At 61.1% G+C, this 21,036-nt stretch carries 21 protein-coding genes; 10 read left to right on the forward strand and 11 right to left on the reverse strand.

The window, feature by feature from the left end; all coding sequences use genetic code 11:
• Window positions 1-44 precede the first annotated feature (44 nt).
• Entirely contained in the window at window positions 45-1,091 is a 1,047-nt protein-coding gene (locus ACW9JC_RS19725; protein ID WP_416130460.1) for a class I SAM-dependent methyltransferase, read from the reverse strand.
• 464 nt (window positions 1,092-1,555) lie between these two features.
• Between ACW9JC_RS19725 and ACW9JC_RS19730 the strand changes: the two genes are divergently transcribed.
• The 4 genes from ACW9JC_RS19730 (at window position 1,556) to ACW9JC_RS19745 (ending at window position 6,486) form a co-directional block, all read left to right on the forward strand.
• Window positions 1,556-2,890: an acetamidase/formamidase family protein gene (locus tag ACW9JC_RS19730; protein WP_457456986.1), complete on the forward strand. Its 1,335-nt coding sequence runs from the start codon at window positions 1,556-1,558 to the stop codon at window positions 2,888-2,890.
• A 143-nt stretch (window positions 2,891-3,033) separates the two neighbouring features.
• Window positions 3,034-3,873 (forward strand): HvfB family MNIO-type RiPP peptide maturase, encoded by an 840-nt coding sequence (locus ACW9JC_RS19735; protein WP_457456988.1) that lies wholly within the window; start codon window positions 3,034-3,036, stop codon window positions 3,871-3,873.
• The gene (locus ACW9JC_RS19740) at window positions 3,866-4,624 is read left to right on the forward strand and encodes an HvfC family RiPP maturation protein (RefSeq protein ID WP_457456990.1); all 759 of its coding nucleotides are present in this window, start codon (window positions 3,866-3,868) and stop codon (window positions 4,622-4,624) included. The genes ACW9JC_RS19735 and ACW9JC_RS19740 overlap by 8 nt, the downstream gene beginning before the upstream one ends.
• Window positions 4,625-4,860: 236 nt before the next feature.
• A complete protein-coding gene (locus ACW9JC_RS19745; protein WP_457456992.1) occupies window positions 4,861-6,486 on the forward strand; it encodes a methyl-accepting chemotaxis protein in 1,626 nt (541 codons plus the stop codon).
• 25 nt (window positions 6,487-6,511) lie between these two features.
• Here ACW9JC_RS19745 and ACW9JC_RS19750 read toward each other — a convergent pair whose 3' ends face one another.
• The 7 genes from ACW9JC_RS19750 to ACW9JC_RS19780 form a co-directional block, all read right to left on the reverse strand.
• The gene (locus ACW9JC_RS19750) at window positions 6,512-7,543 is read right to left on the reverse strand and encodes an NAD(P)/FAD-dependent oxidoreductase (protein WP_457456993.1); all 1,032 of its coding nucleotides are present in this window, start codon (window positions 7,541-7,543) and stop codon (window positions 6,512-6,514) included.
• A complete protein-coding gene (locus ACW9JC_RS19755) occupies window positions 7,530-9,701 on the reverse strand; it encodes a hypothetical protein (protein ID WP_457456995.1) in 2,172 nt (723 codons plus the stop codon). The genes ACW9JC_RS19750 and ACW9JC_RS19755 overlap by 14 nt, the downstream gene beginning before the upstream one ends.
• Window positions 9,702-9,806: 105 nt before the next feature.
• Window positions 9,807-10,754, reverse strand: a complete 948-nt coding sequence (locus ACW9JC_RS19760; RefSeq protein WP_338581649.1) for a phosphatidate cytidylyltransferase — start codon at window positions 10,752-10,754, stop codon at window positions 9,807-9,809.
• Window positions 10,751-11,350, reverse strand: coding sequence for a lysophospholipid acyltransferase family protein (locus tag ACW9JC_RS19765; RefSeq protein WP_457456997.1), 600 nt, complete (start codon window positions 11,348-11,350; stop codon window positions 10,751-10,753). Before ACW9JC_RS19765 ends, ACW9JC_RS19760 begins: the two co-directional genes overlap by 4 nt.
• Window positions 11,337-11,969 (reverse strand): CDP-alcohol phosphatidyltransferase family protein, encoded by a 633-nt coding sequence (locus ACW9JC_RS19770; RefSeq protein WP_457456998.1) that lies wholly within the window; start codon window positions 11,967-11,969, stop codon window positions 11,337-11,339. Before ACW9JC_RS19770 ends, ACW9JC_RS19765 begins: the two co-directional genes overlap by 14 nt.
• Before the next feature lie 160 nt (window positions 11,970-12,129).
• Window positions 12,130-13,440 (reverse strand): HAMP domain-containing sensor histidine kinase, encoded by a 1,311-nt coding sequence (locus ACW9JC_RS19775; RefSeq protein ID WP_338581646.1) that lies wholly within the window; start codon window positions 13,438-13,440, stop codon window positions 12,130-12,132.
• Window positions 13,437-14,177 (reverse strand): response regulator, encoded by a 741-nt coding sequence (locus ACW9JC_RS19780; RefSeq protein WP_457457000.1) that lies wholly within the window; start codon window positions 14,175-14,177, stop codon window positions 13,437-13,439. Before ACW9JC_RS19780 ends, ACW9JC_RS19775 begins: the two co-directional genes overlap by 4 nt.
• Window positions 14,178-14,482: 305 nt before the next feature.
• On the opposite strand from ACW9JC_RS19780, the gene ACW9JC_RS19785 reads away from it, so the two are divergent.
• The 3 genes from ACW9JC_RS19785 (at window position 14,483) to ACW9JC_RS19795 (ending at window position 16,393) form a co-directional block, all read left to right on the forward strand.
• Window positions 14,483-14,746, forward strand: a complete 264-nt coding sequence (locus ACW9JC_RS19785) for a DUF2790 domain-containing protein (protein ID WP_338581644.1) — start codon at window positions 14,483-14,485, stop codon at window positions 14,744-14,746.
• Window positions 14,747-14,795: 49 nt separating this feature from the next.
• Window positions 14,796-15,008 carry a hypothetical protein gene (locus tag ACW9JC_RS19790; RefSeq protein WP_457457003.1) on the forward strand — a complete coding sequence of 71 codons (213 nt, stop codon included), beginning with the start codon at window positions 14,796-14,798 and terminating at the stop codon, window positions 15,006-15,008.
• A gap of 158 nt (window positions 15,009-15,166) precedes the next feature.
• The gene (locus ACW9JC_RS19795; RefSeq protein WP_416128421.1) at window positions 15,167-16,393 is read left to right on the forward strand and encodes a cytochrome c biogenesis protein DipZ; all 1,227 of its coding nucleotides are present in this window, start codon (window positions 15,167-15,169) and stop codon (window positions 16,391-16,393) included.
• A 9-nt stretch (window positions 16,394-16,402) separates the two neighbouring features.
• On the opposite strand, the gene ACW9JC_RS19800 is transcribed toward ACW9JC_RS19795, so the two are convergent.
• The gene (locus tag ACW9JC_RS19800; protein WP_457457005.1) at window positions 16,403-17,395 is read right to left on the reverse strand and encodes an AraC family transcriptional regulator; all 993 of its coding nucleotides are present in this window, start codon (window positions 17,393-17,395) and stop codon (window positions 16,403-16,405) included.
• Between the two features lie 181 nt (window positions 17,396-17,576).
• Between ACW9JC_RS19800 and ACW9JC_RS19805 the strand changes: the two genes are divergently transcribed.
• Both ACW9JC_RS19805 and ACW9JC_RS19810 read left to right on the forward strand, forming a co-directional pair.
• Window positions 17,577-17,846 carry a DUF4242 domain-containing protein gene (locus ACW9JC_RS19805; protein ID WP_338581640.1) on the forward strand — a complete coding sequence of 90 codons (270 nt, stop codon included), beginning with the start codon at window positions 17,577-17,579 and terminating at the stop codon, window positions 17,844-17,846.
• Between the two features lie 46 nt (window positions 17,847-17,892).
• Window positions 17,893-18,705, forward strand: coding sequence for a class I SAM-dependent methyltransferase (locus ACW9JC_RS19810; protein ID WP_448108361.1), 813 nt, complete (start codon window positions 17,893-17,895; stop codon window positions 18,703-18,705).
• A 127-nt stretch (window positions 18,706-18,832) separates the two neighbouring features.
• Here the strand turns inward: ACW9JC_RS19810 and ACW9JC_RS19815 are convergent, their stop codons facing one another.
• The gene (locus ACW9JC_RS19815) at window positions 18,833-19,219 is read right to left on the reverse strand and encodes a DUF488 domain-containing protein (RefSeq protein WP_338581637.1); all 387 of its coding nucleotides are present in this window, start codon (window positions 19,217-19,219) and stop codon (window positions 18,833-18,835) included.
• 4 nt (window positions 19,220-19,223) lie between these two features.
• Complete coding sequence (pcsA, locus tag ACW9JC_RS19820; RefSeq protein WP_338581635.1) at window positions 19,224-19,946, reverse strand: phosphatidylcholine synthase; 723 nt, start codon at window positions 19,944-19,946, stop codon at window positions 19,224-19,226.
• 247 nt (window positions 19,947-20,193) lie between these two features.
• Between pcsA and ACW9JC_RS19825 the strand changes: the two genes are divergently transcribed.
• Entirely contained in the window at window positions 20,194-20,946 is a 753-nt protein-coding gene (locus ACW9JC_RS19825) for a tellurite resistance TerB family protein (RefSeq protein ID WP_457457009.1), read from the forward strand.
• Window positions 20,947-21,036 lie beyond the last annotated feature (90 nt).

Below are 21,036 nucleotides of genomic sequence, written 5' to 3' on the forward strand. Positions count from 1 at the left end.
TACACCATCGCGAGCAAGCTCGCTCCTGCAATGGGCGGCGTTGTTTACTTACGCGCCTCCAGAATCAGGTTGAACGGCGTTTCCGTGGCCCGGCGGAAACTCGAGAACCCGGCCTCGGTAAACACCTTGCGTAACCGCGCCTCGCCTGCCTGGGCGCCAAGGCCGAGGCCGACTTCCTGGGACAACGAGTTCGGTGTGCAGATGAAGGTCGAGGCGGCGTAGAACAACCGGCCGACCGGGGTGATGTTGTCATCCAGCGAGTCATTGGCGAACGGTTCCACCAACAACACCGTGCCATCCGGTTTCAGCGACTCGAAAGCGTGTTTCGCCGCGCCGACGGGGTCGCCCATATCGTGCAGGCAGTCGAAGTAACAGACCAGGTCATAGTCGTCGCCGGGGTAACTTTTCGCCGTGCCCTGGAAGAACCGCGCGCGGCTGGACACGCCGCCTTCCTCTGCGCGCTGGGTGGCGACAGTGACGGAGGGCGCGTGGTAATCGAAGCCGACGAACCGCGAGTTCGGAAACGCCTGGGCCATGATCACCGTCGATGCGCCGTGGCCGCAGCCGATGTCCGCGACTTTGGCGCCTTCCTCCAGCTTGGCCACCACCCCGTTGAGGGCCGGCAACCATTCGGCGATCAGGTGCGCTTTGTAGCCGGGACGGAAGAAACGTTCGGTGCCGCTGAACATGCACGGATGGTGATCGCCCCAAGGCAGGGCGCCATCGCCGCGCATGGCTTTAACCAGTTTGTCCTTGTCGTGGAAGAACGACGCGACCACCCCGATGCCGCCGGCGATATAGACCGGTGAGTCTTCGATGGCCAATGCCAGCGCTTGTTCTTCGGGCAGGCGGAATTGGCCGTCGCTGTGTTCCATGTAGCCGGAAGCGGCGTGGGCGCTGAGCCATTCGCGCACCAGGCGCGGGTTGCAACCGGTCTTGCCGGCGAGAGCTTCGGGGCTGATCAGTTGGCTGTCGGCCATGGCCCGGTACAGGCCGAGTTCTTCGCCGAGGATGACATTGGCGAGCATCGCCGCACCGCCCATGTCACCTACCAGTTTGCCCATGAAATCATTGAGTCTGGCCTCGTCCATCACGTGTGCTCCTTTTGCAGGATCACGGTCCGGAGGCTTTGTTGGTCCGGGCGGTGGTCGTGGGAATGAACAGGAGATCAAGCAATTCCTGTGTGCATTAAGTTTAGTTCGCAGGCCGTACGGCGTGGCGTGGAGCGACGAAAGCCCCTGTGGCTGACACTTGCCCCCTGTGGGAGCGGGCTTGCCCGCGATGACGGTGGGTCAGCCTACATTTCCATCGCTGAAAGGACGCTATCGCGGGCAAGCCCGCTCCCACAGGGTTTTGCAGTGACCACCGGTTTTGCATGTATCCCACTGTATCTAACAGGTCTCCCGATACAGTCCCGCTCAATTGCGGCGCACAGCCGAACACAGACCAGATACAAACCTGCGATGAACTGTGGAGGCCACTTTCCATGGCCGCGTTCACCGGCGGCCATTCGCACTGACTCTGTTCCGCGCCTGATGCGGTCAAGGGGACCACAATGACAACGCTTGTGCCTGAATCCAATCTCAACGCCACCCCCGTCAATCGCCTGCGGGTCGATCACTACACCAACGGCATCATTGGCCCGAGCCAGCCGATGCTCGGACCGCTGGCCGACGGCGGCACCCTGATCACCGGCACGCCTCCGGGTTGCTGGGGGCCGATGATCACGCCATCCTTTGAAGGTGGCCATGAAGTCACGCAACCGGTGGCCATCGTCGGCGCAGAGATCGGCGATGCCGTGGCGATCAAGATCAAGAGCATGCGCGTCACATCGCTGGCCACGTCGTCCGGGGTCATGAGCTTTGTCGAAGGGCGCTACAACGGCGATCCGTTTGTCTCCAAATTCTGCTCCAAATGCGGCACCGACCATCCGGCCAGCCATGTCGAAGGCATTGGCGAGGACGCGATTCGCTGCAATAACTGTGGCGCCGAGGTCAGCGCGTTTCGCTTCAGCCACGGCTACGTGATCGTGTTCGATGCGCAGAACCAGGTCAGCCTGACGGTCAATCAGGACATCGCCAATCAACTGGCCGGCAACGCCTCCGAAATGTCGGCGCTGCCGGAGTTCGCCGCGCAGCATTCGATCCTGTCCCTGGCCCGCGCCGATATCCCCGGCGTCGCCGCGCACATGCGGCCGTTCCTCGGCAACATCGGCACCATGCCGTCCCGTGACATTCCTGATTCCCACAACTGCGCCGATTTCGGTCAGTACCTGATCAATGCACCGCACCGTTTCGGCATGAGCCGCGAAGAACTGCACGCGGCCAAGACCGACGGCCACATGGACACCAACTCGATCCGCGAAGGTTGCGTGTTGATTTGCCCGGTGAAAGTGCCAGGCGCCGGGGTGTACATGGGCGACATGCACGCCCAGCAGGGCAACGGCGAAATCGCCGGGCACGCCACCGATTGCTCCGGGGAAACCGAAGTGGTGGTGCAAGTGGTGAAAAACCTGACGCTGGAAGGCCCGATCCTCCTGCAAAACCTCGATGACCTGCCGCCGATGGCGCGACCGATGAACGCCGAACAACGGGCCAAAGTCCGTGAATTGGGTGAGCGTTGGGGCCAGCATGAGATCGAGCAGAGCGGCCCGATCACCTTCATCGGCAGCGGCGAAAACCTCAACCTCGCGGTGGAGAACGGCTTGCAGCGTGCGGCCTCCGTCACCGGTCTGCCGTACGACGAAGTGCTCAACCGCGCCACCATCACCGGTTCCATCGACATCAGTCGTCTGCCGGGCACCATCCGCGTGACGTTCCTGTGCCCGATGAATGTGCTCGATCGCATGGGCATCGGCCAGCTGGTGCGCGAGAAGTACGACCTGGCGTAAGGCCGGGCAACGGGTCTGTACCAGAGTGTGTACAGGCCCGCTGCCGATACAAGCCCTGCGGTTTTCCGTCGGCGCGCAACACAGTCCCGATACACCGCTTCGATTAACTGTGCTTACGTTCTGACAACCTTGAGATCGACATCATGCAAACCCCCATCACTTCAGCCAAGGCCAGCGCCGGGCTCGGCTTGCGTCGCGGTTTAATGAAAGACCTTCTGGCGGCTCCTGCCGGTCATTTCGATTTTCTCGAAGTCGCGCCGGAAAACTGGATCGGCATCGGCGGCGCCCATGGTGCAGCGCTGCGAAGTCTGGCCGAGCGTTATCCGTTGTCCTGTCACGGCTTGTCCCTGTCGCTGGGCGGGCCGTCGCCGCTGGATGTCGGGTTTCTGCAAGAGGTGCGGGTTTTCCTCGATCACTACAACGTACCGCTGTACAGCGAGCACCTCAGCTATTGCAGCGATGACGGTCACCTGTACGACCTGTTGCCGCTGCCCTTTACCGAAGAAGCGGTGCACCACGTCGCCGCGCGCATCCGTCAGGCCCAGGACATTCTCGGTCGGCGCCTGGCGGTGGAAAACGTCTCTTACTACGCCGCACCGCAGCAGGACATGGACGAGGTGACCTTCACCAACGCCGTTCTGCGCGAAGCCGATTGCGACCTGTTGCTGGACGTCAACAACGTCTACGTCAATTCGATCAACCACGGGTTCGATCCGCGTACGTTCCTGGCCGGCATCGATGCGGATCGCGTGGTGGCGATGCACATCGCCGGGCATTTCGATGAGTCCGACACCTTGAAAATCGACACCCATGGCGCTTCAGTCAAACCGGCGGTGTGGTCGTTGCTGGCCCAGGCCTACGCCCGGTTCGGCGCGCAACCGACTTTGCTGGAGCGCGATTTCAACTTTCCGGCATTTTCCGAACTGGTTGCCGAGTTGCAGACCATCCGCCGCTTGCAGACCGAGGGGGTGAACCGTGGCTAAGCGCTCGCTGCACGAACAGCAAAACAGCATGGGCCTGTACCTGCGCGACCCCGACCACTGCGCGCCACCGCCAGAAATGGACCCGGCGCGGGCGCAGGTTTATCGCGACCTGGTGTTTGCCAACCTGTCATCGCTGATCAGCGGCACGTTTCCGGTGCTGGTGAAGATTCTTGGCGACCAACAATGGCGGGCGCTGGTGCGGATCTTCTTGCGCGACTACCGCGCCCACACACCGAAATTCGGCGAGATCGCCGAGGAATTTGTCGAGTTTCTCGCCTCTGAGCCTGCGGCGCTGGCCGATGGTCCGTGGCCGCCGTTCATGGTTGAGCTGGCGCATTACGAATGGGTGGAAATGGCGTTGCAGCAGTCCGAGGCCGAACCATTGTCATCCGGCGATGCTGACATGTTGCTGGACCGCCCGTTGCAGGTCTCGCCATTGGCCTGGCCGCTGGCGTATGCCTGGCCGGTGCAGTTGGTGGGGCCGGAATATCAGCCGGACACTGCGCCGGATCAGCCGACGTTGTTGTTGGTACGTCGGGATGTGGATTTCAGTGTGAAGTTTTCCGGGTTGAGCCCGTTGGCGTTTCGGTTGTTGCAGCGCATCGAGGCGTTTCCTGAACTGGATGGCCGGGCGCAGTTGCAAGCACTGGCGCAGGAGGCGGGAATGACCGGCTCAGCGGAGTTCTTCGATAACGGGTTGGCGTTGTTGCGGCAGATGCATGAACAACGTGTGGTGGGTGTCGTTCTCTGACTGCTCACAGGAATATGGGTACTTCCGTTCCATATGTCTCGTCTGTGAAACACCCTTAACTCCTTGAAAATTATTTGCTAAATCCGCGCAATAAACCTCAAGCCTGGCCGATACAACCATCAGGCGCAGACGAATCTATTACAACAATGGCGCCCATCTGAAAGGGTGCGCGCCAATGCCCGCCATTCAGTGATCACGCAAGGATGCTCGCAGCCACCACCCCCGAGAATCGTCCTATGTCATTGCGTAATCTGAATATCGCGCCTCGCGCTTTCCTGGGTTTTGCCTTCATTGCCTTGCTGGTCATCGTGCTCGGTGTGTTCGCCGTCAACCGCATGACCGTCATCCGCCAGGCCTCCATCGACATGGGTACCACCCATCTGCCCAGTGTCGGCTTTCTCGGCAACATGACCGAGAACGTCCTGCGCATGCGAATTCTGTCGTTCCGGATTTTGGTCAACCGTGATCCGGCGGCCTTGCAGGAAGCCCAGACGCGTGTTGGCGTACTGGTCGACAAGCTGCGTAGCGCACAAGCGAGTTACGCCGCGCTGCCCACCGGTGACGAAGAAGCGCAGCTGTACAAGACGTTCACCGTCACGCTGGACAGCTACATGCAAGCCCAAGCCCAGATGTTGGAGTTGTCGCAACAGAACAAACTGGATGAGATGCGCACGCTGATCAATACGCGGATCAAGGACGGCACGGATCAGATGGGCGAGCAGTTGAACAAACTGGTGGCACTCAATGCGGACTATGCCAAAACCGCTTCGGCTGAAGCCGCTGACAACTACGACAGCGCCATTACCGGCATCATCGCGGTCGCGGTTATCGCAGCGTTGATGACCGTGTTGCTGGCCTGGCTCCTGACCCGCAGCATCGTCACACCGTTGAACCGTGCCGTGCTGGCCGCGCAAACCATTGCCGAAGGTAATCTGCGTAACGTCATCGAAGTCGATGGCAAGGATGAACCGGCGCGCTTACTCGGTGCCTTGGCGACGATGCAGGCCAGCCTGCGCAAAACCATCGAACAGATCGCCGGTTCCGCCACGCAACTGGGCACCGCCGCCGAAGAGCTCAGCGCAGTGACTCAAGACGCGTCCCGTGGCCTGCAACAACAGAACAATGAAATCGAACAGGCCGCCACCGCCGTCAATGAAATGACCGCCGCCGTGGAAGAAGTGGCGCGCAACGCGGTGTCGACATCCGAAGCCTCGAACCAGTCGACCCAGGCCGCCCGCGAGGGTCGTGACCGGGTGGTGCAAACCGTCGACGCGATCCAGACCATGACCCATGACGTGCACAACACTTCGCTGATGATCGAAGGCCTGGCGGCTCAGGGACGCGACATCGGCAAGGTGCTGGACGTGATCCGTGCCATCGCCGAGCAAACCAACCTGCTGGCGCTGAACGCGGCGATCGAAGCGGCTCGTGCCGGTGAAGCCGGGCGTGGTTTTGCCGTGGTGGCGGACGAAGTTCGGGCGCTGGCCCATCGCACGGCGCAGTCGACCCAGGAAATCGAGAAGATGGTCGCCGGCATCCAGAACGGCACCGGTGAGGCGGTGGCGTCGATGCAGCAAAGCAATCAACGCACGCAAAACACCCTGGAACTGGCCCGCGCCGCCGGTGTGGCGCTGGAGCAGATCACCCAGTCGATCCATTTGATCAACGAACGCAACCTGGTGATCGCCAGTGCCTCGGAAGAACAGGCGCAGGTGTCCCGCGAAGTCGACCGCAACCTGGTGAACATCCGCGACCTGGCCACGCAGTCCGCCGCCGGTGCCAACCAGACCAGCACCGCCACCCATGAACTGTCGCGTCTGGCGGTGGATTTGAATGCGCTGGTGGCGCGGTTTGTCGTTTAAGCAATGCTCGTCGGCCCGGCCGGTTTTATGTCCATGACTGAATCCAGTCTGGCGGATAAGGATGGGTGGCGTAGAAATGACGCATCTGCGCCAGATCACGTTCAAACCAATCGTTGATCCAGCGCTTGTATTGCTCGTGTGCCGAGTACTGGATGGAAGGCTGTTGCAGGCAGTCGAATACGGCTTGCGCAGCCTGCATGCCGCTCATCAACGCTTTGAGTACGCCGTGGGACGCGGCCGGGTCGAGCAGGCTCGCCGCATCGCCCACCATGAAATAGCCTGCACCGGCCGTTTCCGTACTGAGGCGCCAGGACACGTCGGCGCCCAGCACCGGGTCTGACAGAGGCAAGCCGCACAAGGCTTCAGGCACGGTTCGGGGCGTGGACGCACCTTCGCTGAAATACTGGCGCGTCCAGTGCAGGCGATGACTCTCGACTTGTGCCACCCACGTCCAGCCGTCGGCATCGGCCTGCAAGCGCGGAGCGTGCGCATAAGTCTCAAGGTTGCCAATGAGATAACCATACCGGGCCACCAGCAGCGGTGAACAACGCCGAACCGTCAGCTGGTGTTGGCGGTTCAACCAGCCCGCAACGCCGCTGGCGTCAATCACGTAAGCGCTCAACAACGGGCCTTTGTCGGTTTCCACGCCAACCACCCGGCGGTCGTGGGTGAGCAGGCGCTTGGCCTGACACGGCTGCAATACGCTGACGCCGAGCGCTGCGGCACGCTGCAACAATGCACTGTCCAGTGAGGTTCTGGCGATCTGAAATCCCTGCCACTGCCCGGCGTCGTCACCGCCAAAACCAAGGAAGCGTGGCGGACCGTCCCAGTGCACCCACTGGCCGGAAAAACGTACCGCGCCTGCTGCACACAAATGCGCAACTCCGAGCTGTTCCAGCAACGGTTCGATGGCCGGGTGCAGGCTTTCGCCAGGACGAAACCGCGGAAATCTCTGGCGCTCCACCAGTGCCACGCGCAAGCCGCGCTGCGCGCAACTGATCGCCGTTGCACAGCCCGCCGGGCCGCCGCCGATTACCAGCGCATCAAAGGGCTTCAAGCGCGATCTGCCAAGGTCGTTCTCCATACTTGACCAGCATCGCCCGTTCACCGACCAACAGGTTGACCTGACGTTCAATGTCCACATAGCGCAGTTTGAAATCAGTCTCCGGGGTCCAACTACTGCCGCGTTTGTACACGTGATAGCGATGGATCCAGCCATTGAGCGTCAACCCGGCCTCTCGCTCGGCAGTGTCGAGTTCGGCATCCGGTCGCTGCACCAGCCGAAATGACAACAATGGCCAATTGTTGCGCCGAGCGGGGTCGGTTCCAGCCTCGAGCACGTTGTACACGCGGTGCATCGAGAGCACCCGGTCCTGGTATTGCCGCTGCGTGATGCGCCCGGTCAGTTGCAGGGAAAAACGTCCATCGAGGGCCACCTGGGTGTAGTCGGTGTATTCGTAGGCGCGGTAGCGAACGATCGTTTGTCCTTCGTGCGAGATCAGTTGTGGCCCTTGCTGATTGTCCCAGGCCGTTGCCCCGTGCTGACCGATTTCCTCATCGGTCAGCGGGATGATGCTGTGCAGGCTCGATCGCGGCTCAAAGGTTCGGGCAGAGTCCGGCGCCACGCCTGGCCAGTAGGAACCCAGCGCCGCGCAAATGCGCACGTCTTCGGTAAAAGGGCTGGCCATCTGGTAGCCGGACAGGGAAAACGGTCCGCCCATGGGCGGGTATCGACCGACTTCCCAGCCGGGGCCAAAAATCCCTGCCGCGGCGTCCGGCAACGAAGAAGGGCGGTCAACGCTGGTGTGGTTTTTTGAGGGCGATGACTCGGATTTGGCCCGGCGCGGCAACGCAACAATGGCTGTGACGCCGCGATCTTCTGCCGAAAATGGCTGGTCTTTCAGGCTCGGGTTTGCGCTGTAGCGAACGTTCGACAACGCCTCCAGGCGGGCATGCCAGATGTTCGGATCGGGCAGGGTGGGTTCCGAATTTGCCCAGCGCAAGAGTTGCCGCTGATTGCACAGGGGAAAGAAATCCGGTGCGCCAATCACCGAGTATGCCGCTATCGAGGGCAAAAATTTTTGCAAGGCCGGGCAGCGTGCGCGGACCCAGCCATCGGCAGTATTGTCGTGATAGTGCAGCGCGCGATAACCGCCTCGGTTGACCAGATTCGCCACACCCTCTCGGTCATTCAGATCCTCGAAGCAACCTTCCTCATCCAGCGTGTGTCGACCATGCACCATACCGGCGGTGCCGGCCGGCATCCGGAAGGACAAAGGCTGGCCCTCGTGGCTGGCCGCCTCCACCAGTCTGGGTGTGGCTTTCGGCAGTAGCAGGCCTTGGCCAAAATCTTCCGGGGTTGCCCAGTGCGCGAGATTTTCGGTGACGACAAAGGGCGGTTGGCTGATCTGCGGCTCCTGCCAACCGGTCCCGCTGTGGCGCAGATGGATGTGGCGCAATTTCTCGTTGATCTGATGGTTGTCCAGGTCCAGCGTCAGGTCCATTCCGACCAAACACTGTGAACCGTTGAACAATTTGTGCAGCGGCACCCAGAAATCCAGTTCTGTATCCCCTGACTGAGCGTCCATCGGCCCAAAGCTTTCAGGATCACCTTTGTATTGCATGGCGATGTAGGCGCTGTACCGCACCGGCATGATCCGGATGCCAAACGGGTCGTCGTCGACAAATGGCAAGAAGCAACGCAGCTGTGGATCGTAGCGGCATGGAGCGGTGCCCACCCGGGCGATGCCGGTGCGCGAGAAGCACAGGTCGGCGTGTTCACCGTGCACGGTTTGGGCGGCGTTGCGGTATTCACTGGCAAACACCACCACCGCCAAGGGCCTGCCCTCAGCCTGTTTGCGCAAGCGCTCAAGGGAGGTGCGGCTGGCGGCAAAAACGAAATCGAGCACGGTTTCAATTTCGGCGGGCGTGGGGAACAGGCGCAACGGTTGGCCGGTCTCGTCGTGGGTTACCTCAGGTGAGGCCAGCGCGTGATAGAGCAGGCTGCAGGCCGGTTGGGCCGGTTCAATCGCCCGGTGGCCGGCGCTGGCGAAATCTTCAAATCCACGCAAGCGGCGGTCGATGGTCAGTGGTTTGATCAGTTCGGCGCCAAGGGGGACTGCCGTGATGTCCAGACCGTGGGCCAGCAGCAAGGAGTGCCAGCCACCGGGAGCCAGCCGTGAGCACAGCCCGGTAATCTGTTGGAGCAAGCCCATGGCGGTTTTCCGTCATCCTGAAGAGTCGCCTATCCCACAGGATGTCGGGTGCGCCAGCTACTGTCAGATATGCCAGTGCTGACGAGCGGTCGGCGCTTTAATCCGTTATTGCACGGAAAAGAAATACCGCGTCAGGTGAAAGAAGATCGGCGCGGCGAAGCAGATCGAGTCCATGCGATCGAGCATGCCGCCGTGACCCTTGATCATGGTGCCCCAGTCCTTGGCGCTCAAACTGCGCTTGATCGCCGACATGACCAGGCCACCAAGAAAGCCCATCACCACGATCACCAGCGACATCAACAGCGACTGCCAGAAGTTGAACGGGGTCATCCAGAACATGCAGCCGCCGATCAGCGTGGCGGACAGTCCGCCGCCCACAAGGCCTTCCACGGTTTTCGACGGGCTCACCAGCGGCGCGACCTTGTGCTTGCCGAAGAGCTTGCCGAAGACGTACTGCAACACGTCGCTCAACTGCACGACGAACACCAGATAGAACAGCAGCAGCGCGTTCTGCCCGGTGAACCCTTGCAGGTCCAGCAGCAACAGGGCCGGCGCGTGGCTGATGCAGTAGACGCAGATCATCACGCCCCACTGGATCTTCGCCGTTCGTTCCAGAAAGGCTTCGGTGTCCTGGCTCAACACGGCAATCGCCGGCAGCAGCAGGAAGGCATACACCGGAATCAGCAGCGTGAACATCGAATACCAGTGGGTGCCGATCAGCAGGTATTGCAGCGGGATCAGGATGAAAAACGCCGAGAACAGCGCGTTGTGATCGCCCAGGGTTGTCGGGGTCAGGGTGATGAACTCCCTGAGGGCGAACAGGGAGATGAATCCGAACAGCACGACCGTTGCATTCGGTCCCAGCAGCCAGGACACGAAGAAGATGATGACCATGCCCCACCAGGCGTTTACGCGCTGGTTGAGGTTTTCGATGGTGGAGATCGCGCCTTCGCTCGTGGCGCGTTTGGCCAGCACCCGACCGATCACCGAAGCGACGGCCAACAAACAGGCGATCGCGAAAAAGAACCAAAGGAATTTTTGCTCAAGACTCATTTCGACAGCCTCACGATGGCGTCACGCGCCCGCTCCAGAAACACCTGTTTGTCCTCGCCGACAAATCGTGGAAGAGGATTGCCGATACGGATGGTGCAGATGATCGGCAGGGGCACGTGCTTGCCCTTGGGCATGGAGCGATGCAGGTTTTCCAGGTAGATCGGCACCAGGTCGACATCGGGAAAGGTTTCGCTGAGCCGATAGATCCCTGATTTGAACGCCCCCGGCAAGGCCTGGCTGGAGCGCGTGCCTTCAGGAAAAATGATGATCGAATGACCGGCCCGCACCACGTCGAAAATCGGCTCCAGCACATTGCTGCCGGGTGCTGGGTTGCGCTCGATCAACACTGCATTGAGGCCTCGCTGAGAGATGTAGGAGAGAAACCGGTTCTTGCCCCAGTAATCGGCGGCGGCGACCGGTTTTACATTAATCCGCGCTTCGGCTGGCAGGGCTGCCATGATCGCCAGGGTGTCCATGTGGCTGGTGTGGTTGGCGAAATAGATGCGCTGGCGGGTCAGATCCGGCGGGCCTTCCCAGCGGGCGGTGACGCCGATCAGCAGTCTGAGCACCGCGATCAGGGCATTACTGATCCACATGGCCGGCCTCCTTTAGTTGTCTGGAGATCGCCAGGGTGCGGGTGATGCAAGTGGCGGCGGCACCGATGGCAATGACGATCAGCGTCAGCATCAGCACGTAGTGGCTGGCATAGAGATGGAATTCGATCGCATTCAGCACCAGTCCGACGGTCATCACGGCCATCCGGTGCTGCTTGGCCATCGGGCCGATGAAGTTCTGCTTCAGGCCGATGGAGCCGCCGAACACCCGGACATACGCCGTGAGCGCAGCGGCCAGTGCGGCAAACCAGCCGAGTTCCGGCTGCCAGAGGGCATAGCCGAGCCCGACAATCAGCAGGCTGTCGGCGATCCGATCGGGAAATTCGTTGTACAGGCTGCCAATGTCGGATTGCTTGCCGCCTTCGATGGCGACCATCCCGTCGAAGAGATTGCACAGCAGGCGCAGTTGAATGGCGACGGCGCACAAGATCGACCCGGCGACACCGTTATCGATGTTCAGCGCAATGGCGCCGGCGAGCGCAAAGAAAATGCTGGCGACGGAAATCTGATTGGGTGAAATGTCGCGTTTCACCAACAGGTCGGTTATGCGTTTGGCCCAACCTGTGGAGCGCGCGCTGATGGGTCTTCGGTTGTCATCCATTTTTCGCTATTCCGTTGCCTGGGTTCCATTAAGCGTATATGCATCCAGCGGCTAGACAGGTTTTAAATCCGCTGGATGCAATGCTAGCAAGGGAATAAACGAATTGATGTCGGGCGCTTCCTACAATGCAGTGAAAATAAGTGGATGTATCAGTCGCTTGCTACCCCCGCAACTTCAGCTCCGCGCACAAACCTCCACCCTCACGATTACTCAACGTCAACGATCCCCCGATCGCCAACGCCAGTTGCTGCGCAATCGCCAACCCCAACCCGGTGCCGCCAGTGCTGCGGTTGCGCGAATTTTCCACGCGGTAGAACGGCTCCATGACCTGGGCCAGTTCCGCCTCGGCGATCCCCGGACCGCGGTCCATGACCTTCACCGAGACGCTGCCGTCGGCTTGCTTTTCCACCTGCAACTCGGCGGCGCCGGCGAATTTGAGGGCGTTGTCGGTCAGGTTCACCAGCACCCGGCGCAAGGCGTGGGGGCGGGTATCGATGACCGTGGCGCTTTTTCCGCTCAGTTGCACTTCCTTGCCCACGTCCTGATAGTCGAACACCAGGCTGTCGAGGAAAGAGTCCAGGTCGGTGCGCCGGCTTTCTTCGGTGGCGCCATGCACGCTGCGGGCATAGGCCACGCCTTCGCGCACCAGATGTTCCATCTCGCCGAGGTCGTTCCACAGTTTGTCTTTTTCCACGCAGTCGTCCATGAACTCGGCGCGCAGTTTCATGCGGGTGATCGGCGTTTGCAGGTCATGGGAAATCGCCGCCAGCAATTGCATGCGTTCTTTCAGGTAGGCGGCGATCCGCGCCTGCATGGCATTGAAAGCCTTGGCCGCGTGGGCCACTTCGGTCGGGCCTTTCTCGTCCAGCAGCACCGGGTGGGTGTTGGGGTCGAGGGTGTCCACGGCTTCGGCGAGGCGGGTGAGGGGGCGGATGGCGATGCGCACGGCCAGCCAGGTGCAGGCGATCATCAGCGCCAATTGCCCGAGCAAGACGATCGGCAACCAAGGTGACAGCGGCTGCATCGAAGGTCGCACGTCGATGGTCAGCGGGGCGCCGTCGGCCAGCTTCAGGTGGACCTGGAAGTGTTTGCGCGGCCCGGGAATCTCAGTAAAGGTCATCGGGTAGTCCTTGCCGATGGCGTCCTTGATCGAGGCCATCGCAATGGGGGCTTCGGGCATGTCTGTGTTCATCGATGTGCCAGGTGAGCCCTCATCCAACAAGTAGCGGTAATTGCGCCGATCCAGTTGTTGCAGCCAACTCATGCGCTCTTCGGCCGGCAGGCGGTCGAGGATGGCGATGGACGTCGAGACGTCGGTTTCCAGGTTGCCCAGCATGGTGTTTTTCGCGTTTTCATAGCGCTCGTAATACTGCGCGCCGAAGGACAGCGCCTGGGCAAGGATCAGGCCTATCAGAAAAATCAGTGACAGCCGCGAAGCCAGGGTGCGCGGCCAACGCATCGACAGGTTCATGCTGGCGCTCCCACGATTTCAACCGGCAGCGAAAACACATAGCCCTCGCTGCGTACGGTCTTGATGTAGGCCGGTTCACGGGCGTCGTCCAAAAGACGCTGACGCAGTCGGCTGACCAACAGGTCTATGGAGCGATCGAACAGGTCGGCGTCACGGCCCTGGGTCAGGTTGAGCAACTGGTCACGGTTGAGCACCCGCTGCGGGTGATCGAGAAATACGCGCAGCAGGCGGTATTCCGCGCCGCTCAAGGCAACCATGGTGCCGTCGCCGTCGAGCAGGTGCCGGGCCGAGGTGTCCAGCTGCCAGCGCCCGAAGGCCAGCAGGCGACTGCTTTCGGTGACCACCAGGTTCGGCGGCAACATCCGCGTACGGCGCAGGACCGCGTTGATCCGCGCCAGCAGTTCACGGGCGGCGAAGGGCTTGACCAGGTAATCGTCGGCACCCATTTCCAGGCCGATGATGCGGTCGGTTTCATCGTTGCGCGCGGTGAGCATCAATACCGGTGTGGTCTTGTGTTTGCCGGAGCGCAGCTCGCGGCACAGCATCAGGCCGTCGTCGCCCGGCATCATGATGTCCAGCACGATCAGGTCCACCGGGGTGGATTCAAGGAAGGTGCGCATCTGTCGACCGTCCGCCACAACGGTGGTGCGCAGGCCGTTCTTCTTCAGGTAGTTGCCCACCAGTTCGCGGATCTCGCGGTCATCATCAACGATGAGAATGTGATCGACGTGCTCCATGGGGACTTGCCTCTGTAAGTGGGGGATGTCGCACAGTCTATCGAGCCTTTTCCCGCTCGCCCGCAGGGGTTTGTATTGCAGTGTATCTGGCTTGTCGGTGGATACACACCGACGTAAAAAAGCGATTTTTCAGGGGTTTTGTATCGCTCTGTATCCCGACCCGGTTCTGATACGTACCGATTTACACGCGCCTGTTTCCGACACATGCGGGATACCTCGCAAGCTTTAAATAGGTTCCATCGAGGCAAGCCCAGCTGCCTCTACCCAACTAACGATTGACCTATTCAAACCTTGAGGAAACCGCCATGAACACCAAAGCCATCTACGCCGCTTGCCTGTTTGCCGCCCTGAACATCTGCACCTTGTCGGCCCGCGCCGAAGCCGATGTCAGCGCCAAACCCTACACCTACGGCACGCAACTGGACATCAAAAAAGTGGTGTCGTTGAAGCAGGACGCGACGCCTTCCTGCGGGGTGGTGGATGCCCAACTGACCTACCTGGATTCCCACAGCAAAACCCAGGTTCTGGACTACCGCAAAATTTCCGATAGCTGCACCTCGGACAACTGAGTCCAGCAATCAGCCATTGCGCATCCCTTTTGAAGCGAGGAACACCACCATGAACAACATCAGCCGATTCCTGACCGCCATTGCCTTCTCCGCCGCCGGTGCCGCGGCCCACGCCAACGGCGCTGTAGAACAAAGCGCTTGCGGCAGCAGCACCTGCTTCCAGCTGACGCCAGTGGCAGAGAAGGGCGGTGACGCCTTCCTCGCCGAAAACGGCTCCAGTCACACGCCGCAGGGCAAGTTGCTGGATGGCCAGACGGCCTGAAGCAAAAACACCACCGATCCCCTGTGGGAGCTGGCTTGCCAGCGATGACGGTGGCACACCCGGCCCAAGTTTGACAGTCAAACCGATATTACTGGCAAGCCAGTTCCCACAGGGGGCTGTGTGATGGATGCCTCCCGACAATTTCAAAGGTGATCCCCATGTTTCTCATCGCTTTCCTGGGCGGCATATTGACCGTCCTCAGCCCGTGCATCCTGCCGGTCGTGCCGTTCCTGTTTGCCGGTGCCGACCGCACACGCTCATCGATCCTGCTGACCCTCGGCGGCATGGCCCTGACCTTTGCCCTGGTCGCCAGCCTGGCCGTGGTCAGCAGCGAGTGGGTGATTCAAGCGAGCAACGCCGGCCGCCATGTGGCCCTGATCGTGATGGTGCTGTTCGCCCTGTCGCTGATTTCTGCTCGGGTCGGTGACTGGCTGGCGCGTCCGTTCGTGATGCTGGGCAATCGCCTGGACCCGAACAGCCGCAAAGCGTCCGGCCCGCTGAAGTCGCTGATGATCGGCGTCGCCACCGGTCTGCTGTGGGCGCCGTGCGCCGGGCCGATCCTTGGCGTGATTCTCACCGGCGCCATGCTGCAAGGCGCGAACGCCGGCACCAGTCTTTTGCTGGTGGCTTACGGCCTCGGCAGTGCATTGTCGCTGGGCGTGCTGATCTTCACCGGTCGCCGTTTGGTCAATCGCTTGAAACCGTCGATCCCGGTCACGGGCTGGTTGCGTCGTGGCGCAGGTGTTGCGGTGTTGGCGGGTGCGGCGGTGATCTCCACTGGCGCCGATAGCGTGTTGCTCGCCGGCACCTCGTCGCAAGGTGTCAGCAGTGTCGAGAAAGGCGTGCTGGAAACCGTGCCGAAAGTCGTCGACTACTTCGTCAGCAAGGTCAAGGCCGAGTCCATGGACAACGCCCAGGGTGCCATGCCTTCGCTGAACGGCGCTGTGCAATGGCTGAACTCGCCGGAACTGACCAACGAATCGCTCAAAGGAAAAGTAGTGCTGGTGGACTTCTGGACCTTCGACTGCATCAACTGCAAGCACACCCTGCCGTACGTCAAGGACTGGGCGAAGAAGTATGAGAAGGATGGTTTGGTTGTGATCGGTGTGCACACCCCTGAGTACGGATTCGAACGCATCATCGACAACGTCAAGGACAAGGTGAAGGAATACGGCATCACCTATCCGGTGGCGATCGACAACAACTACGCAATCTGGCGCAACTTCGACAACCAGTACTGGCCTGCGCATTACCTGATCGACGCCAAGGGCCAGGTACGTTTCACCCACTTTGGTGAAGGTCGCTACGACACTCAGGAGCAAATGATCCAGCAGTTACTGGAAGAGGCCAAAGCCGACGCCAAGGCCAGCGCTCCAGCGGCTTGATCCTGAAAATCAATGGCTCACAGGCGTCGCGCCGTGGGCCATCGAGCGATTCTCCTGACTGCGCCGCCACGCCGCTGGCGGCGCGCCATACTCGCGACGAAATGCCCGACTGAACGCCGTGTCAGTCTGGTAACCCACCTCTTCGGCAATGCGGATCAAGGAACTGTTACTGCTGCGTAACAGGTTGGCCGCCAGCAACATGCGCCATTGCGTCAGGTACTGCATCGGCGAAACCCCGACCAATTGTTGAAAGCGTTCCGCGAGGACGGATCTGGAGGTGCCGGCGGTGCGCGCCAGTTCATCCAGGGTCCAGGTGTGGCAGGGTGTCTTGTGCAAGGCGTTGAGGGCGGCGCCGACGATCCGGTCGCTCACGCCCGCCAGCCAACCGGTTCGGCCTTTGCCGTGTTCGTGCATGTACAGGCGCAGCACTTCGATGAACAACACCTCGGCCAGTTTGGCCAACACGCCTTCGCCGCCAGGCCTGGGCGAGCGGGCTTCGGCCAAGGCATAACGCACCGAAGATTCCAGCCAGATTCCGGCATTCGAACCGCGCACATTGACCCGCACCACCGGCGGCAGTCCGGTCAGCAACATCCCCGCCAACCGCGTATCGCACGCCAGATAACCGCACACCAACCGCGTGACCGCGCCGCCACCGCCATAACTCAATTGCCGTGGCCTGCGCGCCAGCACCTTGTCCAGCCGTCCGCCGCTGGCCGGCGTCAATCCGGGTTGGGAACTCATGCGATGGGCATCGCCCTGGGGAAACACCACAACGTCTCCGGCGCTCAATCGCAGCGGCGGGTCATCCCCCAGTTCGACGTAGCACTCGCCCTCGGTGATCAAATGAAAAATCACCACCCGCTCGGCGTTCGGTTCGAGAAAAGGCGCAGCCGTGTCGGCACTCGGCGACTGATAGCACCACGGCGCGGTGAACCGGGCGTTGATGAAAATCGCGCCGACCAGGCGAACGACACGCAGGGTCTGTGACAGGGCATCCATGGTGGTTTTCCCGTGCGGACGGATGTTCTCGATTGTGAGCCTGTTGCAGCAATGCGTGAAACCGCCGGACGATCGGACAGTGCTGGCCGACGATCGGGCAGGACGCCGCCGTCTCGCGGCGCGATAGTTGGCGCACAGGGTCTTCCGACCCTGTCATCAATAACAAGAATGAGAGGTTGCCATGCCTAAGTTCGTCATAGAACGCGAGATTCCAGGTGCTGGAACACTGTCAGAAAGGGATTTGAAAGCCGCTTCGCAGAAGTCCTGCAGGACCTTGCGCGATTTGCCGGAGGTGCAGTGGCTGCAGAGTTATGTCACCGGTGACAAGCTCTACTGCGTGTACATCGCGCCGAGCGAAGAACAGATCCAGGAACATGCCCGGCTGAGTGGTTTCCCGGCCAATCGTGTCTCCCAGGTCATGAACATCATCGATCCCACCACGGCGGAGTAAGTGTGCGCCGGTAACTGATCCGTGTTTCAACCCAGAGATCGTCTCCATGAGTACACCCATTGATCTTACTGCCTTGAAAAACCGTCAGATGGCCGCTTGGGCCAGTGGCGACTATGCCGTGATCGGCACGACCTTGCAGATTGTCGGCGAGCAACTGGCCGAAGCCTGCGACCTGCTGTGCGATGAGCAAGTGCTCGACGTCGCCGCCGGCAACGGCAATGCCACACTGGCCGCTGCGCGCCGGGGTTGCCTGGTTACGTCGACCGACTATGTGGCCGCACTGCTCGAACGCGGCGAAGACCGAGCGAGGGCTGAGCGCCTCAACGTGACGTTTCAAGTGGCCGATGCCGAAGCGCTGCCTTTTGACGATGCCAGTTTCGACGCCGTGCTTTCGACTTTCGGCGTAATGTTCACCCCGGACCAGCCCAAGGCTGCAGCGGAGCTGGCGCGGGTCTGTCGGCCGGGCGGCCGGATTGGCCTGGCCAACTGGACACCGGAAGGTTTCGTCGGCCAGATGTTCAAGACCCTCGGCCGGCACATGCCACCACCACCCGGCGCGCAACCGCCCTCGCAGTGGGGCACCGAAGCCTGGTTGCACACGCAGTTCGATGAGCGAAACTTTCTGGTTCAGGTGACGCGCAAGACCTTCAATTTCCGGTATCGCTCCACAGCGCATTTCATTGACACCTTCCGCACCTGGTACGGCCCGGTGCACAAGGCATTCGGGGCGCTGCCACCGGAAAGCGCCCTGGCCCTGGAAAATGACCTGGCTGATCTGATCAACCGTTCGAACCGGGCGGGAGACAAGTCGCTGGTGGTGCCGAGTGAGTATCTGGAGGTGGTGATCACACGGCGTTGAATCGACATAGATCCCTGTGGGAGCGGGCTTGCCCGCGATGACGGTCTGCCAGCCACTTTATCTTTTTCTTGATGATCGCTCTCTCGGGCCCGCCCGCTCCCCCAGGATTTCTGGTGTTTGTTGGTGATCAGGTAACTTTCGCACCCCGCGCCGCCAGCAATTCACGCAACACCGAGCGATGACAATGCGCTTCTTCTTCGCAGTAACAGCCAACAGCCAACGAAGTGTCATGCGAGAGGGCGGCCAGCAGATCGAGCAACTGACTGGCGGCGGGTTGGTTCATTTCGGCCTTGAACTTGCGCTTGAACGCGTTCCAGGCTTTTTCGTCTTCAGCGTGTTGGGCTTCGTGCACCAACTCCTGGCTCGGGGACAGCAGCGGTTGCCACACATCGTAGAAATCCCGACTGGCGAACTCGGCTTTCGGTACGCCACGAGGTGGGCGACGCACGGTGCCCAGGCGCAAACCTTCGCCGGGCAGGCGCGGTGAGCCGAGGCGCACGATATGGACAGGCATGGCGTTATTTCACCCGCGATCCGTCGAACCACTCCAGCGCCGTGCGCCAGAAGCAGATCCCCAGAAAGTACGCCGACATCAGCAGCCACAGGCCCATCACCAGCGGGTTGATCACTGGATGATTGATCACCAATGACAGACTGCACAGCAGCCAGATGGCGGTCACGGCAATGTTGATCGGCATGAAGCGCCGCACGCGGAACGGGTGCAGGAATTTCATCCGGGTCAGCGTCAGCAGGGCCAGGCCGATCACGGTGAGAAAAGTGATCCACGGCGACGGCGCGATGATGTACAGGCACAGCGCAACCACGTTCCACGCGGCGGGAAAGCCCTGAAAGTAGTTGTCTTTGCTTTTCATGTTGACGTTGCAGAAGCAGAACAGCGACGACACCAGAATCAGCGACACCGTCAGCAGCAGCGTGTAGTCCGGCAACGGGATATAGCGATAGATGAACAGCGCCGGAATGAATACATACGTCAGGTAGTCGATCACCAGGTCGAGAATCGAGCCGTCGAAGCTCGGCAGCACCGACTGCACATTGACCTTGCGCGCCAATGCGCCGTCCAGCCCGTCGACGATCAGGGCCACGCCCAGCCACAGCAGGCAACTGGTGGGCTGGTTATCGAGCAGGGCGAGGGTGGCGAGGAAGGCGGTGACCACGCCGGTCGCGGTAAAACCATGGGCACCCCATGCTTTGAGCCTGGCGATGTGTAGAGTTGAAATCACGGGGGCGTTCTCCAGAAAGTGAAGCAAGCCAGTCATCGCCCTCATCTGGCGGGCGGCGGCAAACCGGTTCGGGTTGCAGGTATCGACCGGGTATCCGGGAATAAGGTTCACCACCTATGAATCTTAGCTGGGTCGTAAAAAATTACCCCGGTTAAATCTGCGGTGTGTCAGCCAAACGGTGGTGGCGCAATTGCCGTCGAGGTCTATCGTTGCCTGACGGATCACTCCCTTCGATGAGGACGTCGTCATGAACACCAGCGATCTGCTCGAACAATTACTGCGGGCCGGCCAGGGCTCGATGGCGCAACAGGGCGGCGGTGGGGCATCGGCTCAAGGTGGCCTCGGTGACCTGGGCGGTTTGCTCGGTGGCCTGCTCGGTGGCGGTGGCGCCGCCAGCAGTGGCGGGGCCGGTGGAATGGGCGGGCTGGGCGGCTTGCTTGGCGGCCTGCTCGGTGGCGGTTCGCCGATGGGCGGTGGTGCACCGCAATCGCGTTCCGGTGGCGGGACCAACTATGCCGCGCTCGCGTCTCTGGGGATGATGGCGTTTCAGGCGTATCAGGCGTGGCAGCGCAGTCAGGCCTCCCAGCAACAACCGGCGCCGCAGCAGGCGATGCGCACGGTGGATATGTTGGCGGGGCCGGAAGTCGAAGAGCACAGCCATGCGATCCTACGTGCATTGATAGCGGCGGCCAAGGCCGATGGCCGGATCGATGAGGCAGAGAAACACATGATCAGCGCTGAAATCGGTAAGCACACCAATGACCCGCAATTGCAGCAGTGGCTGGATGATGAAGTCGCCAAACCACTGGACCCCGCCGATGTGGCGCAGTCGGCAACTGACCCCGGCATGGCTGCCGAAATGTACCTGGCCAGCGTGATGCTGGTGGACGATCAGCAGGATGCCGAGCGCAGCTATCTGGACGAATTGGCGGCGGCGCTGAGTATTGATCCGGATTTGCAGGTGCATCTGGAGCAGCAGGCCAAGGGCGGGGCTGTTTGATTATGTATCCGTGAGGATAAGGTCGGCTGCCAGGACGCCATCGCGGGCAAGCCCGCTCCCACAGGTAACCGAGGTTGTACGCAAAATCTG

This window comes from Pseudomonas sp. SDO5591_S426 (genome assembly GCF_054070755.1).

Excerpts from the sequence above, each read along its gene's own strand:
- ACW9JC_RS19745 (WP_457456992.1), top strand. The coding sequence starts at position 4,861 with ATGTCATTGCGTAATCTGAATATCGCGCCTCGCGCTTTCCTGGGTTTT.
- ACW9JC_RS19725 (WP_416130460.1), bottom strand. The coding sequence starts at position 1,091 with ATGGACGAGGCCAGACTCAATGATTTCATGGGCAAACTGGTAGGTGAC.
- ACW9JC_RS19795 (WP_416128421.1), top strand. The coding sequence starts at position 15,167 with ATGTTTCTCATCGCTTTCCTGGGCGGCATATTGACCGTCCTCAGCCCG.
- ACW9JC_RS19785 (WP_338581644.1), top strand. The coding sequence starts at position 14,483 with ATGAACACCAAAGCCATCTACGCCGCTTGCCTGTTTGCCGCCCTGAAC.
- ACW9JC_RS19775 (WP_338581646.1), bottom strand. The coding sequence starts at position 13,440 with ATGAACCTGTCGATGCGTTGGCCGCGCACCCTGGCTTCGCGGCTGTCA.
- ACW9JC_RS19800 (WP_457457005.1), bottom strand. The coding sequence starts at position 17,395 with ATGGATGCCCTGTCACAGACCCTGCGTGTCGTTCGCCTGGTCGGCGCG.
- ACW9JC_RS19815 (WP_338581637.1), bottom strand. The coding sequence starts at position 19,219 with ATGCCTGTCCATATCGTGCGCCTCGGCTCACCGCGCCTGCCCGGCGAA.
- ACW9JC_RS19780 (WP_457457000.1), bottom strand. The coding sequence starts at position 14,177 with ATGGAGCACGTCGATCACATTCTCATCGTTGATGATGACCGCGAGATC.
- ACW9JC_RS19825 (WP_457457009.1), top strand. The coding sequence starts at position 20,194 with ATGAACACCAGCGATCTGCTCGAACAATTACTGCGGGCCGGCCAGGGC.
- ACW9JC_RS19735 (WP_457456988.1), top strand. The coding sequence starts at position 3,034 with ATGCAAACCCCCATCACTTCAGCCAAGGCCAGCGCCGGGCTCGGCTTG.
- ACW9JC_RS19805 (WP_338581640.1), top strand. The coding sequence starts at position 17,577 with ATGCCTAAGTTCGTCATAGAACGCGAGATTCCAGGTGCTGGAACACTG.
- ACW9JC_RS19790 (WP_457457003.1), top strand. The coding sequence starts at position 14,796 with ATGAACAACATCAGCCGATTCCTGACCGCCATTGCCTTCTCCGCCGCC.
- ACW9JC_RS19810 (WP_448108361.1), top strand. The coding sequence starts at position 17,893 with ATGAGTACACCCATTGATCTTACTGCCTTGAAAAACCGTCAGATGGCC.
- ACW9JC_RS19765 (WP_457456997.1), bottom strand. The coding sequence starts at position 11,350 with ATGTGGATCAGTAATGCCCTGATCGCGGTGCTCAGACTGCTGATCGGC.
- ACW9JC_RS19760 (WP_338581649.1), bottom strand. The coding sequence starts at position 10,754 with ATGAGTCTTGAGCAAAAATTCCTTTGGTTCTTTTTCGCGATCGCCTGT.
- ACW9JC_RS19770 (WP_457456998.1), bottom strand. The coding sequence starts at position 11,969 with ATGGATGACAACCGAAGACCCATCAGCGCGCGCTCCACAGGTTGGGCC.
- ACW9JC_RS19730 (WP_457456986.1), top strand. The coding sequence starts at position 1,556 with ATGACAACGCTTGTGCCTGAATCCAATCTCAACGCCACCCCCGTCAAT.
- ACW9JC_RS19755 (WP_457456995.1), bottom strand. The coding sequence starts at position 9,701 with ATGGGCTTGCTCCAACAGATTACCGGGCTGTGCTCACGGCTGGCTCCC.